The following is a 13662-nucleotide window of genomic DNA, read 5'->3' as shown; positions in this document are numbered from 1 at the left end:
ATATTTGTCTTTGCATAAATAAAAAACACTCTACATCTATTTTGAGATGGAGTAAAAAGTAAAGAAATGATTAAAATAGGAATAAATGGATTTGGTAGAATTGGAAGGTTGGCTTTTCGTTCTGCTGTTCAAAGAGAAAATATAGAAGTTGTTGCAATTAATGATTTGTTAGATGTTGATTACCTAGCATATTTATTAAGGTATGATTCTGTTCATGGACGTTTTAACGGAACTGTTGAAGTTAAAAACGGAAATTTAATAGTAAACGGAAAAGAAATAAGGATAACTGCAGAGAGAAACCCTGAAAATTTAAAATGGGATGAAGTAGGTGCTGAATACGTCATCGAGTCTACAGGTTTTTTTACAGATAAAGATAAAGCGGCTTTACATATAGAAGGTGGTGCTAAAAAAGTGATTATATCAGCTCCGTCTAAAGATGCAAAAATGTATGTGATGGGAGTAAACCATAAAGACTTAACGGCTGATGAGGTTATCTTTTCTAATGCATCTTGTACTACTAATTGTTTAGCTCCTTTAACTAAAGTGATTCATGATACTTTTGGGTTAAAAGAAGGATTAATGACTACAGTTCATGCTGCAACGTCAACACAGAATGTAGTGGATGGACCTAATAAGAAATGGAGAAGAGGTAGAACTGTGGTTAATAATATTATTCCAACATCTACAGGAGCGGCAAAAGCAGTAACAAAAGTAATTCCTGCGTTAGAAGGTAAATTAACTGGAATGGCAGTAAGAGTACCAGTACCAGATGTATCTTTGGTAGATTTAACATTTAGAACAGAGAAAGCTACTTCTTTAAAAGAAATATTAGCAACTTTAAAAGAAGCTTCTGAAGGAAGTTATAAAGGGATAATTGGTTATACAGAAGATGAGGTTGTTTCTCAAGATTTTGTTTCTGAACCTAAAACTTCTGTTATTGATGCAGATGCTTGTTTAGAGTTAAATGAAAATTTCTTTAAAGTAATTTCATGGTATGATAATGAGTTTGGTTATGCGACAAAAATTGTAGACCTATTAGAATATTCAGCATCATTATAAATTAAAATATTGTTTTAAATTGTAACCTCGCAAATTGCGAGGTTTTTTATTTGAGTTTAAGTATATGGAAATAGCAATTATAGCCCATGATGGTAAGAAAAATGAAATGGTTAAATTCTTAAAGAAGTATAAAATTATTTTTGAAGATAAGAAGATAGATTTGATTTCTACTGGAACAACAGGGGGTAGAGCGGAAGAAGTTGGTTTGAAAGTCAATAAATACCTTTCTGGACCTTATGGAGGAGATGCTCAGATAGCTAGTAGAGTAGCTGAAGGAAAGTGTAATATGATATTGTTTTTTAGAGATCCACACGAGAAACATCCGCATGAGCCAGATATAACAATGCTACTTCGTTTATGTGATGTTCATAATGTACCTTTAGCAACCAATCCAGCTACAGCTGAACTATTGATAAAAGGAATATAAAAACTCCAGCGTTTAACTAACACTGGAGTTTTTATAGTATGTGTAATAATCGCTTATTTAACAGCAATCATACTGATTTCTACATTAACAAATTTAGGTAGATTAGCAACTTCAACGGTTTCTCTAGCAGGAGCTGTTGCTTCGTTAAAATAATTACCATAAACTTCATTGATTTTTGAAAAGTTGTTCATGTCAGAAATGAAAATAGATGTTTTTATGACATTTTCAAAAGTCATTTCAGCAGCAGCTAAAACCTCTTTCATGTTTTCCATTACTTGTTTAGTTTCAGCTTCAATTGAATCTAAAACTAGTTCGCCTGTACTTGGATTTAAGGCTATTTGTCCAGAAGTGTATAGTGTATTTCCACTTAAAACTGCTTGGTTATAAGGCCCAATAGGAGCAGGAGCTTTGTCTGTTGTAATGATTTTTTTCATATGTTATATTATTAATTAGTTGTTTGTTTTTATTAAAATAATACTCTGTCTGGTGGTTTGTTTTTATCCCATTTTAAATCACTCATTACAGATGATTTAACACCTATGAAAAAGTAATAAGATGAATTGATACCAAAAGGCGTCCAATTAAAATTAAAACGCCAACTGTCCAAATCTCTAGAGAAGTTAAGTCGTGTAAATGTAAACGCATTATTTTTTATATCGTATCCAGAAGAAAAACCAACTTTCCATTTAGGAGAGAGTTCTATATTTCCACTAAACATTAAAGAGTTACTACCAATTCCTGCATTACCAATTCCTGTATTAGCGTAATTTAAAGCGTATACCAAATTCAATGACCAAGGTATTTTGGCTTTATATAATTTAGCCTCTTTGGTTTCATCTCCTTTATTTTGGTTATTTCCAGGGTTGGTAGAAAATCCATTAGTAGTAGGCATATTTTGACCAAAAATATCAGGGGTGTTTTGAGCACCATTCCCAGATTTATTTTCGTCTTTATTTGATTCGTCTTTTTCAAAATCTCTACTAGATATAGAATAATTAGCACTTAAGCCAACATTGGTTACTCTAAATATATTGGCGTTAAACTTGTTAATTCGGTTTCCTTTTGAATCAATTTGATAAGGATCAAGTGTTGCATTTAAGTTTACAGCTAACTTATCTTTAAATAAACGAGTACCAGCACTAGTGCTAACAGGACTCCACCTTAAACTATCTGCAGCAATATTATAGCTTGTACTGAAGTTTAAATTATTTAGAATAGTTATTTTTTCATCTTCTTCATCACTGTCAGGATCTTTAGGTGCAATTTTAGCTTCTAAAACATTATTAACAGAAATACCTATAGAGTTAGATAAACCACTACCAGGAGAGCCATAAATGCCACCCTCAAAAGGAGAGTACGTTAACAAGTCATTAGGGTCATTAATAGCTTGCTGTACTTGTAAATTGTAGTTTTCAGCAAAATCAGGCCTGTATCCATAAGAAATTGAAGGCCTAATAGTGTGTCTAATAGCTTTTAAGCGTCCTTTTTTAAAGTTGAAAGTCCCATAAATATTAGTAGATAAAGATGCTCCAAAATTATATTCATGAAAACGATTAAAGCCGCTAATTGTATCGTTAACGATTACTCCAAGATTTCCTTGACTATCTCTAAGGTTTGGGTCAAACCGTTTGTTAATTTTCTTAAAATACCAAACATCTTTGTAATTAACAGATGGAGCAAGTGTAAAATATTTAAATACTTTAATATTTGTATTGGTACTTAAGTTGTGCTGAATACCAGTTTGCGCAGTTTCAAACATTTTAGGTTTAAAAAACTCAGCGTCTGTAGTATTAATTCTGTATTCTCCACTCATACTATAGTTGATCCCCATTTTTTGAATAGGATTCTTTTTGATTCCTCCTTTACCAGTGAATGGATAAATTCTATCCATATTTAATTGTAAAGAAGGGAAAGTCATAGTTATAGAATTGTTGTTGGTATTTTGAGAGTGTGTAGCAGTGACATTCATATTGAACGGAGTACCAACAAACTTTTTATAGTATGAAATAGAGGATTGAAAGGTATTGGTTAAGCGCTGTGCATTGTTTAATTCATTTAACGATTGATTATAGTATTGACTACTACCAACATTTACATTGGCAGAGAAACGAGAATGAGGACTAGATTTAGTATCTTGGCTATGACGCCAAGTAATGTTAAAGTTACTTCTTTTATTGTAACCACTAAGTCCTCTAATATTTTGGATAATATTTTCGAATCGGATACTAAAATTACCACTAAACTTATAACGTAAACGATAATTAGAGTCTCCACGTAAAGCCCAGCTACCATTTGTGTATACATCACCTAAAACTGTTAAGTCTACATAATCATTGATAGCAAAATAATAACCACCATTTTGTAAAAAGAATCCTTGACTATTACTATCTCCCCATGAAGGAATAATAAAACCTGAAGTTCGTTTGTCAGTTAATGGAAAATAAGCAAAAGGTAAAAATAAAGGAGTAGGTACTTCTGCCAGTACCAAATTACTTCTTCCTACAATAATTTTCTTACCTGGAACAAGTTTAGCTTTGTCTGTAGCAATATGATAATCGGGTATTTTCTTTTTTGAAGTAGTAAAACGCAGTCTACGCATATAAACAGTAGAATCATTAACTCTTTTAGTTTTTTCACCATAAGTAATAATTCCACCTTGCACAGTTTTTACACCATAAACTAAAGCTTTTTTTGTTTTAAAATTAAATAAAATAGAGTCTTGTTCACTTTCTTGCCCCCCTTGTTTAAAAACGGGGCGTTGATGGTACCCTAAACTATCTTTAATACCTGTAGCAAAAACAGTATTGTTTTTATAATCTAAAACAATAATACCCGCTTTTAAATCAATATCTGTATAAGTAACATGAGCTTTGTTGTATAAGGTAACTGTTCTTTTTTTAGCATTTTGAATCGTATAATCTTCAGCATCATGAGTAATAATACCGTCAATTACTTCTTTAGGTTTTCTAGGTTTAATAGAATCATTAACAATAGAATCTTTAGGTTTAACCAAAAGATTTTTTTCTTTTTCGTTAGCTTTAAAAACAGAATCCTTAACAATATTTATTTGTTTTTTAGGTTGCTGTACTGGTGTAACCTCTTTTTTTCCAAATTCTTGAGCATAGTTTATTTGAAAACTAAAAAGATAGAAAGCTAAAAGTATGTAAGTTAGATTTGTTTGCAATATTTTAAATACTATTTTTGTGTTTAATTAAATTATGGCTTACTCTTTGAGTTAACAAATTTTGAATGTCAAAATTACTTAAAAATAATTGATGAAAATCTTAAAATTCAGCAAATATAATATCAAAAATTTAACTTTTATTTTTTTTGTAGTAATTGCCCTTTTTAGCAATGTAACAACTGTAAATGCTCAAAAAAAATATAAAATTGTTTTAGATGCAGGGCATGGAGGTAAAGACCCTGGGAATTTAGGGAATGGATATAGAGAAAAGAAAATAGCTTTAAGAGTTGCATTAGATGTAGGTAAGGAGTTACTTACATCTAAAGATATTGAAGTGATTTATACTAGAAAAAAAGATGTTTTTGTTGAATTACATAAAAGAGCAAAAATAGCTAACGAACAAAAAGCAGACTTATTTGTATCTATCCACTGTGATTCCTATGTAAAATCTAGAGCCCATGGAGCTGGAACTTTTGTATTAGGGTTAAAAGGGAATAGTGGAAATTTAGAAATGGCAAAAAGAGAGAATGCGGTAATCTTATTAGAAGATAATTACGAACAGAATTATGATTATGATCCTAATTCTCCTGAATCTTTAATAGGATTGTCTGTACTTCAAGAAGAAAACTTAGATAATAGTTTATTGATAGCAGGTCTAATTCAAACAAACTTTTCAAACTTAAAAAGATTTGATAGAAAGGTAAAGCAAGATAATTTTTTAGTTTTAAGAGAAACCATTATGCCAAGTGTATTAGTTGAACTTGGTTTTTTAACTAATAAGGCGGAAGGTCGCTTTTTAAATACAAGAAAAGGTCAAATAAAAATGGCAAAAGCTATTGCGAAAGCAATAAGAAAATATGTACATCAATTAAAAATAAATACAGTAGGAGGTTCTTATGAAGAAGTATATGTAAAGGAAACTCCAAAGAAAGAAACAAAGAAAAAGCCCCAAAGTACTGAGATAAGCAAAAAAGCAAAGCCAAATAAAGCGAAGATCAAGAGGCCTAAAGTTGAAATAGCTAAGGTTAAAAAATCTACAACAAAAAAAACAGGAATAGAGTTTAAAGTGCAAATTGCAGCGTCAAGAAATTTTTTAACCAATGATAATTTTAATTTTAAAGGTTTAGAAAATGTAGAGTCTATGTATGTAGATGGTTATTATAAATATTATTACGGTAATACATCTGTATTTCAAAGGATTAAAAAGACTCTAAAGAAGGTTAGAAAAGCAGGTCATAAGGATGCTTTTGTAGTTGCTTTCAAAGATGGTGTTAAAATCTCAATAAAGGAGGCATTAAAGTCTAGATAATTTAGACTTATTTTACATACAAACTACCAAAAATTATTACTATTTTCGCCTATGTAATAATTTTTTTTGCATGTCTAAGGAACTAAAAACAGGGATAGTCGCAGTTGTTGTAATTTCTTTATTTATTTGGGGATACAACTTTTTAAAAGGACAAGATTTATTTAGTCCTAATACAAGGCACTTTTACGTTGAGTATGATAACATAAATGGTTTAAACCAAGCTAGTGTGGTAACTATTAGTGGATTGAAGGTAGGTAAGGTAGCTGAAATAAATTTTAATTCTAAGCCTAACAAAAGAGGTAAGTTAGTGGTTAAAATATTATTGGAAAGTAATTTTAAGTTTTCAAAAAATAGTATCGCTAAAATATATTCTGCCGGTTTAATGGGAGGTCAAAATTTAGCCATTGTGCCAGATTATGAAGGTGAGGAAGCCAAATCAGGAGATTATTTAAGAGGAACAATAGAATCTGACTTAATAGCTTCTTTAAGTGATAAGTTAAGCCCTAAAATAGAACATACTTTAGTTGGGGTAGATTCACTTTTAGTTGGTTTAAATCAAGTTCTAAACCAAAGAGCTAGAAATAGCTTGAATAGAAGTATTTTAGGCTTAGAAGGAACTATTACTGATGTTCGTAAAACATTAACCACAGTTAATTCAATGCTTAAAAACAGTAAGGTTAATGTTGAGGTAACAGTTGAAAATGCTAAGAAAATAACAGATAACTTTTCAAAAATGTCTGAAGACTTAGCCAAAGCAAACTTAGGTAATACCGTTAAAAAGTTAGAAGAAACATTAGCTAATGTTAATGGCTTGTTAGATGGTATGAAGAAAGGAAAAGGAACATTAGGTAAGTTAGTAACGGACGATAAAATGTATACTAACTTGACCAATGCGTCCAAAGAGTTAGAAGAGTTGTTAAGAGAAATGAAGTTAAATCCAAAAAGATTTGTGCATTTTTCTTTATTTGGGAAAAAAGCAAAACCATATAATTCAGAAAATAACCAAAACAATGTAAGTAATAAGTAATGAGTTGGATAAAGATTATATCTTTTGATGAAGCAGTAGGAAAACTTAGAAAATTATATGAAAAAGTAACAGGACCAAATAATAATGTAGATAACATTATGTTGGTTCACGGATTAAGACCCCATACTATGGTTGGTCATATGGCTTTATACAAAAATGTACTTCATAATAGTAATAATACGCTTCCTAAATGGTATCTTGAGTCACTTGGAGTGTACGTAAGCATGCTAAATGCATGTGAATATTGTGTAGAACATCATTTTTCAGGATTAAGAAAATTATTGAAAGATGATGAGAAAGCAAATCAAATCCGAAAAGGCTTAGAAAAAGATGATTTAAACTTAGCTTTAAATGAGGCTTATTTAGAAGGATTCAAATATGCTAAATTATTAACTTTACATCCAAGTCAATTATTAGAGAAAGATATTGAAAAATTAAGAGAAAAAGGACTTGAAGACGGCGAAATCCTAGAAATAAACCAAGTAGTTAGTTATTTCAATTATGCTAATCGAACAGTTTTAGGATTAGGTGTTTCAACAGAAGGGGATATTCTAGGCTTATCACCTAACTCTTCTGATTCAGAGGATTGGAATCATCAATAAAACTAACAAATAATACATGGAAAATTACGTACCCAACATCTTTTTTGCAATTATTTTAATCGCAGGTATAGGATATTTTGTAATGAATGTTCGTAAGCTAATAAGAAATATTAAATTAGGAAAGGACATTGATAGAACTGATAGAAAACCTGAACGTTGGAAAAATATGGCTAAAATAGCTTTAGGCCAATATAAAATGGTACGCCGTCCAGTATCTGGTATATTACACATTGTAGTTTACATTGGATTTATTCTGATAAATATTGAAATGCTCGAAATCGTTATCGATGGTTTATTCGGAACACACAGAATTTTTAGCAAACCATTAGGTGCATTTTATGGTTTTTTAATAGGAAACTTTGAAGTTTTAGCGGCCTTAGTATTAATTTCAGTAATTATATTTTGGTTCCGTAGAAATATAGAAAAGGTTAAGCGTTTTTGGAATAAAGAAATGGAAGGTTGGCCTAAAAATGACGGGAATATTATACTGTATTTTGAAATGGTACTAATGACACTGTTTTTAGTAATGAATGCAACTGACACAACTTTTCAAGAAGCAGGAAATGGAAATGTTATTTCTCAGTTTATAGCACCTTTATTTAGTGGTTTTTCTCCAGAAGAATTACATACTATTGAAAGAACAGCATGGTGGTTTCATATTGTTGGGATTTTAATATTCTTAAACTATTTATACTATTCAAAACATTTACACATTTTATTAGCTTTCCCAAATACATTTTATGCTAACCTAAAGCCTAAAGGACAGTTTACAAATGTAGAAGCAGTAACAAAAGAAGTACAGTTAATGATGGATCCAAATGCAGATCCATATGCAATGCCTGAAGAAGGAGAAGAGGAAGGAGAGCCAGAAAAATTTGGAGCTTCTGAAGTAACCGACTTAAATTGGGTACAGTTAATGAATGCTTATACTTGTACTGAGTGTGGACGTTGTACCTCTTCTTGTCCTGCGAATTTAACAGGGAAAGAGTTATCTCCAAGAGCAATAATGATGAAAACTCGCGATAGAGTTGAAGAAGTAGGAAGAAATATTGATGCTAATGGAGGAGAATTTAAACCAGACGGAAAACAATTATTAGACGATTATATTACAAGAGAAGAATTATGGGCATGTACAAGTTGTAATGCTTGTGTACAAGAATGTCCAATAGGGATTGATCCATTATCAATTATTATGGAAATGCGTCGCTATCTAGTGATGGAAGAATCTGCTGCGCCTCAAGAGTTAAATATGATGATGACTAATATTGAGAACAACGGAGCGCCTTGGCAGTACAGTCAAATGGATAGATTAAACTGGAAAGATGAATAAAACATCTATTTCATTTTAAAAGTAAACGTAGTAAAAATTAACCTAAAAAAATTAACAACTTAAGATATGAACGTACCAACAATGGCAGATATGATGGCTCAAGGAAAACAACCAGAAGTGTTGTTTTGGGTAGGAGCTGCAGGAAGTTATGATGATAGAACAAAGAAAATAACAAAAGCTTTTGTGAAAATATTACACCAAGCAAGTGTTGATTTTGCAGTATTAGGTACTGAAGAAAGTTCTACTGGTGATGCTGCAAAGAGAGCAGGAAATGAGTTTCTGTTTCAAATGCAAGCCATGACTAATATTGAAGTATTAAATGCATACGAGGTAAAAACAATTGTTACTTGTGATCCACATTCATTTAATACTTTAAAAAATGAATATCCAGGTTTAGGAGGTAAATACAAGGTATATCATCATACACAATATATAAGTAAACTAATAAAAGATGGACGTTTATCTATTGAAGATGAAAACTTAAAAGGAAAACGTTTAACATTCCACGATCCATGTTATTTAGGAAGAGCAAATGATGTATATGAAACCCCAAGAGAGTTAATCCGTAGGTTAGGAGTTAAAATGACGGAAATGAAACGTCATAAATCAACAGCTCTATGTTGTGGAGCAGGCGGAGCTCAAATGTTTAAAGAGCCGGAAAGAGGTGATAAGGATATTAATATTTTACGTACAGAAGATGCTTTAGAAACGAATCCTCAGATTATTGCAACGGGTTGTCCTTATTGTAATACAATGATGACGGATGGTGTGAAGTTTAAATTAAAAGAAGATCAAATAGTAGTAAAAGATATAGCTGAACTTATTGCAGAAGCCAATAACCTTTAAAATAATTAAAATATTGTTAAAAAGCGTATCATTTATATGATACGTTTTTTTGTGGTACAAATTTTGCTTGCAGTAGAAACTGTTTAATCAAAATAATTCATAATATGAAATATCTATACCTATTACTAAGTATTGTTTTGTTTGCTTCTTGCTCAGATACGAACCTTACATTAAATGAAGGAAATTTTTCTACAGTAAAATTTAGAATTATCAATAATGATAACAATCATCAAGCAAAAATTAGAACTGTTTTTTTAGAGTCTGGTTTTTTTAAATTTGATGGGAATCATGAAACCAATGTTTTTCCATTTGAAGAATCATATGCAAGTGAAATAAATTTTGCAGCTAATTTAGGGTTAGAGTATGAAGATTTAACAGTGGGTGATATTGGCAGTTATACAATTACTGTCCAAATGATAAGGGATAATATTTTGATAAGAGAAAAGCTGTTTACTATAACAACAGCTAATAAAAAAATTAGTTTTGACGCTGTGATTAATAAATAATTAAACTGATATAAAAGAAAAAAGGGAAGTATAGCTTTCCTTTTTTTTATGCTTAAATAAGTATCTTTGACAATTATACTTTATATATGAAAAACTACATTAAAGCAGCAAGATTACGTACTTTGCCATTATCTGTTTCAGGAATTATTGTAGGTGCTTTTTTAGGACTCAATGACTCTTATAATTCATTAACAAATGTTTTTGCTGGATGTTTTGGAAGATCAAGTATAATAGAAAGTGATATCTTTTGGTTAGCAATTTTAACAACTATAGGCTTCCAAGTGTTGTCTAATTTTGCAAATGATTATGGAGATGGTGTAAAAGGAACAGATGATAATAGAAAAGGAGAAGCAAGGATGGTGTCATCAGGTGCTATAACACCTACCCAAATGAAGAGAGCAATGCTAATAACAGCAAGCTTAACAATATTAGTAGCCTTATCGCTTATCTATGTAGCTTTTGGAAAAGATAATTTTTTATACTCCGTTATATTTTTTGGTTTAGGAATCACTTCTATTGTAGCGGCTATTAAATATACTGTAGGAAAGTCTGCTTATGGATATAGTGGATTTGGAGATATTTTTGTTTTTTTATTCTTTGGACTATTAGCCGTAGTAGGAACTTACTTTTTGTATACTAAAAACTTAAATTTTACAGTTTTTTTACCAGCATTTTCAGTGGGGTTACTTAGTACAGCCGTATTGAATTTAAATAATATGAGGGATAGAGAGAATGATGCGAAATCGGGTAAAAACACAATTGTAGTAAAAATAGGTGCTGAGTTTGCTAAATACTACCATTATTATTTAATAGGAGCTTCATTTTTGTTTGCCCTTTTATATACAGTAATACATTATAAATCACCTTGGCAATTTTTATTTATCATAGCTTATATTCCTTTACTAAAACATATCTTTTTTGTTATTAACAACAAAGAAGAGGCTTTACTAGATGGAGAGCTTAAAAAAGTAGCATTAAGTACATTCTTATTTGCAATACTTTTTGGTCTAGGGCAAGTATTATAAATACAATTTAATAACTTGTGAAAGGGTATTTCTTTTTATAAATTACAAGAAGTAATCATACAAATAACTAACACATATACCTACAATATTATGAATATAACTTTTTACGGACATGCTTGTTTTGGAATAGATATTAATGGGACAAATTTATTAGTTGATCCTTTTATAACAGGTAATCCTAAAGCATCACATATAAATATAGAAGATATAAAAGCAGACTATATTTTACTTACACATGCACATCAAGATCACGTATTAGATGTGGAGGTAATTGCAGAAAAAACAGGAGCAACTATTATTTCTAATTATGAAATAGTAATGTATTATGGAGCTAAAAACTTAAAAGGGCATCCAGTTAACCATGGAGGGACTTTTAAAACTGAAACGTTTTCAGCTAAATACGTGAATGCTGTTCATACCTCTTCATTTGCAGATGGAGCTTATGGAGGTCAGCCAGGAGGTTTTGTAATTTCAGACGGAGAAAAGTCCTTATATATAGCAGGGGATACAGCAGTGACTATGGATATGAAATTAATACCGATGACTACAAAATTAACCGCTTCTATTTTTCCTATTGGAGACAACTTTACAATGGGGGTTGAAGACGCTATAATTGCAAGTGATTTAGTAGAATGCCCAAAGGTTATAGGATGTCATTTCAATACATTTCCTCCAATAGAAATTGATACAGATAAAGCAAAAAAACAGTTTGCTAATAGCGATAAAGAGCTAATAGTGTTAGAAATAGGGAAATCAATAACTTTAAGTTAATAAACTAAAAGAATAAAACGAATAGATGAAAACAGTAAAAATAATATTAGGGATAGTCATTGCACTTTCCCTTGCTTTTTTTGCAACAGGAATTATTATCTCAGAACTTAACTATGAAGCAGAAGTAATTATAGAAAAGCCTGTAGAAGAAGTGTTTACTATATTTAATGATGATGAAAGTATAAAGCATTGGATTCCTGAAATAAAATCAATAAAGGCGGTGAAAGAACTTGATGGAAAAGTAGGGAGTACTTATGAAATAAAAGTAGAAAACCAAGGGGAAGAAATAACACTTAATGAAAAAATAAAAGAATTTGAAGTCAATAAAAAAATAACATTATTCTTTAATGGTGGAGGAATGCTAAAAAGAGATGCTTATTCTTTTGAAAGTAAAGGAGGACAAACTGTATTGAAATTACAAGCTAAATTTAAAAGTAGTAGTTTTATTTTAGGATGCATGTTACCTTTTGTAAAAGGGAAATTACAAGAGCAAGATCAGAAATACCTTATGAACTTTAAAAAATTCGCAGAAAAATAAATGATTCAAGCAAGTTATCAGCAGTATATTCTAAATTTTAAACAAGCAAGCGGAACATCAAGAGGAATTCTAAGGACAAAAGAGACATGGTTTCTAATACTAGAAAAAGAAGGGAAAAAGGGGATTGGAGAGTGTGGTTTGTTTAGAGGTTTAAGTGTAGATGATAGGCCTGATTATGAAGATAAATTACAATGGGTCTGTACTAATATAAACCAAGGAAAAACATTTTTATTAGAACAGCTTGTAGAGTTTCCTTCCATTCAATTTGGTATAGAGCAAGCGTTTTTATCATTAGAAGGAGATGACAGATTTAAATTATTTTCCTCAGCTTTTTTTGAGAGTCAAGAGCCAATTGCAATCAATGGGTTAATTTGGATGGGAGATAAAACTTTTATGCAGCAACAAATAAAGGAAAAGCTAAAACAAGGGTTTACTACTATAAAGATGAAAATTGGAGCCATTGATTTTGAAACAGAATTAATGCTTTTAAAATCAATAAGAAAAGAATTTTCTGCAAATGAAATTGAACTTAGAGTAGATGCTAACGGAGCATTTACAACAGATAATGCGCTGGGCAAACTTGAGAAATTATCCAAATTAACGTTACATTCAATAGAACAACCAATAAAACAAGGGCAATGGCAAGAAATGGCATTGTTATGTGAAAAAACACCATTACCTATTGCTTTAGATGAAGAATTAATAGGAGTATTTTCTTTAAAAGATAAAGAAAAATGCATACAAACAATTCAACCGCAATATATAATCCTAAAACCAAGTTTAGTAGGTGGTTTTAAGGGAAGTAACGAATGGATACAAATTGCGACAAATTATAAAGCTGGTAATTGGATAACCAGTGCATTAGAAAGTAATATAGGATTGAATGCAATAGCACAATGGACAGCAACCTTGAACAACTCTTTACCACAAGGCTTAGGAACCGGTAGTTTGTTCACAAATAACTTTAAGAGTCCTTTAGAAGTAAATAGAGGAGGATTATATTACAGTTCAAATAAAACATGGGATTTTAATCTATAA

At 30.7% G+C, this 13662-nt stretch carries 14 protein-coding genes; 12 read left to right on the top strand and 2 right to left on the bottom strand.

The window, feature by feature from the left end:
* The first annotated feature begins 66 nt into the window (after positions 1-66).
* A complete protein-coding gene (gene gap / locus ABNT65_RS08825; protein WP_348747684.1) occupies positions 67-1059 on the top strand; it encodes a type I glyceraldehyde-3-phosphate dehydrogenase in 993 nt (330 codons plus the stop codon).
* A gap of 64 nt (positions 1060-1123) precedes the next feature.
* On the top strand, positions 1124-1486 hold the full coding sequence (locus ABNT65_RS08820; protein WP_348739057.1) for a methylglyoxal synthase: 363 nt from the start codon (positions 1124-1126) through the stop codon (positions 1484-1486).
* Between the two features lie 53 nt (positions 1487-1539).
* On the opposite strand, the gene ABNT65_RS08815 is transcribed toward ABNT65_RS08820, so the two are convergent.
* Both ABNT65_RS08815 and ABNT65_RS08810 read right to left on the bottom strand, forming a co-directional pair.
* Positions 1540-1920 (bottom strand): RidA family protein, encoded by a 381-nt coding sequence (locus ABNT65_RS08815; protein WP_348704546.1) that lies wholly within the window; start codon positions 1918-1920, stop codon positions 1540-1542.
* 32 nt (positions 1921-1952) lie between these two features.
* Positions 1953-4670 carry a putative LPS assembly protein LptD gene (locus tag ABNT65_RS08810; RefSeq protein ID WP_348739056.1) on the bottom strand — a complete coding sequence of 906 codons (2718 nt, stop codon included), beginning with the start codon at positions 4668-4670 and terminating at the stop codon, positions 1953-1955.
* A gap of 91 nt (positions 4671-4761) precedes the next feature.
* On the opposite strand from ABNT65_RS08810, the gene ABNT65_RS08805 reads away from it, so the two are divergent.
* From ABNT65_RS08805 to ABNT65_RS08760, 10 genes are all read left to right on the top strand, one after another.
* Positions 4762-5979: an N-acetylmuramoyl-L-alanine amidase gene (locus ABNT65_RS08805; protein ID WP_348747683.1), complete on the top strand. Its 1218-nt coding sequence runs from the start codon at positions 4762-4764 to the stop codon at positions 5977-5979.
* A 70-nt stretch (positions 5980-6049) separates the two neighbouring features.
* Positions 6050-7006, top strand: a complete 957-nt coding sequence (locus ABNT65_RS08800; RefSeq protein ID WP_348739053.1) for an MlaD family protein — start codon at positions 6050-6052, stop codon at positions 7004-7006.
* Entirely contained in the window at positions 7006-7608 is a 603-nt protein-coding gene (locus ABNT65_RS08795) for a peroxidase-related enzyme (protein ID WP_348739052.1), read from the top strand. The genes ABNT65_RS08800 and ABNT65_RS08795 overlap by 1 nt, the downstream gene beginning before the upstream one ends.
* 16 nt (positions 7609-7624) lie before the next feature.
* Complete coding sequence (locus tag ABNT65_RS08790; RefSeq protein ID WP_348704551.1) at positions 7625-8938, top strand: 4Fe-4S dicluster domain-containing protein; 1314 nt, start codon at positions 7625-7627, stop codon at positions 8936-8938.
* Positions 8939-9004: 66 nt separating this feature from the next.
* The gene (locus ABNT65_RS08785) at positions 9005-9784 is read left to right on the top strand and encodes a (Fe-S)-binding protein (RefSeq protein ID WP_348747682.1); all 780 of its coding nucleotides are present in this window, start codon (positions 9005-9007) and stop codon (positions 9782-9784) included.
* Positions 9785-9888: 104 nt separating this feature from the next.
* Positions 9889-10290 (top strand): hypothetical protein, encoded by a 402-nt coding sequence (locus tag ABNT65_RS08780; RefSeq protein ID WP_348704553.1) that lies wholly within the window; start codon positions 9889-9891, stop codon positions 10288-10290.
* An 86-nt stretch (positions 10291-10376) separates the two neighbouring features.
* Complete coding sequence (gene menA / locus ABNT65_RS08775; protein ID WP_348704554.1) at positions 10377-11315, top strand: 1,4-dihydroxy-2-naphthoate octaprenyltransferase; 939 nt, start codon at positions 10377-10379, stop codon at positions 11313-11315.
* A gap of 90 nt (positions 11316-11405) precedes the next feature.
* Positions 11406-12086, top strand: a complete 681-nt coding sequence (locus ABNT65_RS08770) for a metal-dependent hydrolase (protein ID WP_348704555.1) — start codon at positions 11406-11408, stop codon at positions 12084-12086.
* Positions 12087-12111: 25 nt separating this feature from the next.
* Positions 12112-12624 (top strand): SRPBCC domain-containing protein, encoded by a 513-nt coding sequence (locus ABNT65_RS08765; RefSeq protein ID WP_348747681.1) that lies wholly within the window; start codon positions 12112-12114, stop codon positions 12622-12624.
* Positions 12625-13662 (top strand): o-succinylbenzoate synthase, encoded by a 1038-nt coding sequence (locus ABNT65_RS08760; protein ID WP_348704557.1) that lies wholly within the window; start codon positions 12625-12627, stop codon positions 13660-13662.

The sequence above is a fragment of the Tenacibaculum sp. 190524A02b genome (assembly GCF_964036645.1).
Classification (GTDB): Bacteria; Bacteroidota; Bacteroidia; order Flavobacteriales; family Flavobacteriaceae; genus Polaribacter; species Polaribacter vairaonense.
This window is presented reverse-complemented; position numbering and strand designations above follow the sequence as displayed.

What these genes read in the sequence shown, in the direction of transcription:
- gap (WP_348747684.1), top strand. Translation starts at nt 67, where the DNA reads ATGATTAAAATAGGAATAAATGGATTTGGTAGAATTGGAAGGTTGGCT.
- ABNT65_RS08820 (WP_348739057.1), top strand. Translation starts at nt 1,124, where the DNA reads ATGGAAATAGCAATTATAGCCCATGATGGTAAGAAAAATGAAATGGTT.
- ABNT65_RS08815 (WP_348704546.1), bottom strand. Translation starts at nt 1,920, where the DNA reads ATGAAAAAAATCATTACAACAGACAAAGCTCCTGCTCCTATTGGGCCT.
- ABNT65_RS08805 (WP_348747683.1), top strand. Translation starts at nt 4,762, where the DNA reads ATGAAAATCTTAAAATTCAGCAAATATAATATCAAAAATTTAACTTTT.
- ABNT65_RS08800 (WP_348739053.1), top strand. Translation starts at nt 6,050, where the DNA reads ATGTCTAAGGAACTAAAAACAGGGATAGTCGCAGTTGTTGTAATTTCT.
- ABNT65_RS08795 (WP_348739052.1), top strand. Translation starts at nt 7,006, where the DNA reads ATGAGTTGGATAAAGATTATATCTTTTGATGAAGCAGTAGGAAAACTT.
- ABNT65_RS08790 (WP_348704551.1), top strand. Translation starts at nt 7,625, where the DNA reads ATGGAAAATTACGTACCCAACATCTTTTTTGCAATTATTTTAATCGCA.
- ABNT65_RS08785 (WP_348747682.1), top strand. Translation starts at nt 9,005, where the DNA reads ATGAACGTACCAACAATGGCAGATATGATGGCTCAAGGAAAACAACCA.
- ABNT65_RS08780 (WP_348704553.1), top strand. Translation starts at nt 9,889, where the DNA reads ATGAAATATCTATACCTATTACTAAGTATTGTTTTGTTTGCTTCTTGC.
- menA (WP_348704554.1), top strand. Translation starts at nt 10,377, where the DNA reads ATGAAAAACTACATTAAAGCAGCAAGATTACGTACTTTGCCATTATCT.
- ABNT65_RS08770 (WP_348704555.1), top strand. Translation starts at nt 11,406, where the DNA reads ATGAATATAACTTTTTACGGACATGCTTGTTTTGGAATAGATATTAAT.
- ABNT65_RS08765 (WP_348747681.1), top strand. Translation starts at nt 12,112, where the DNA reads ATGAAAACAGTAAAAATAATATTAGGGATAGTCATTGCACTTTCCCTT.
- ABNT65_RS08760 (WP_348704557.1), top strand. Translation starts at nt 12,625, where the DNA reads ATGATTCAAGCAAGTTATCAGCAGTATATTCTAAATTTTAAACAAGCA.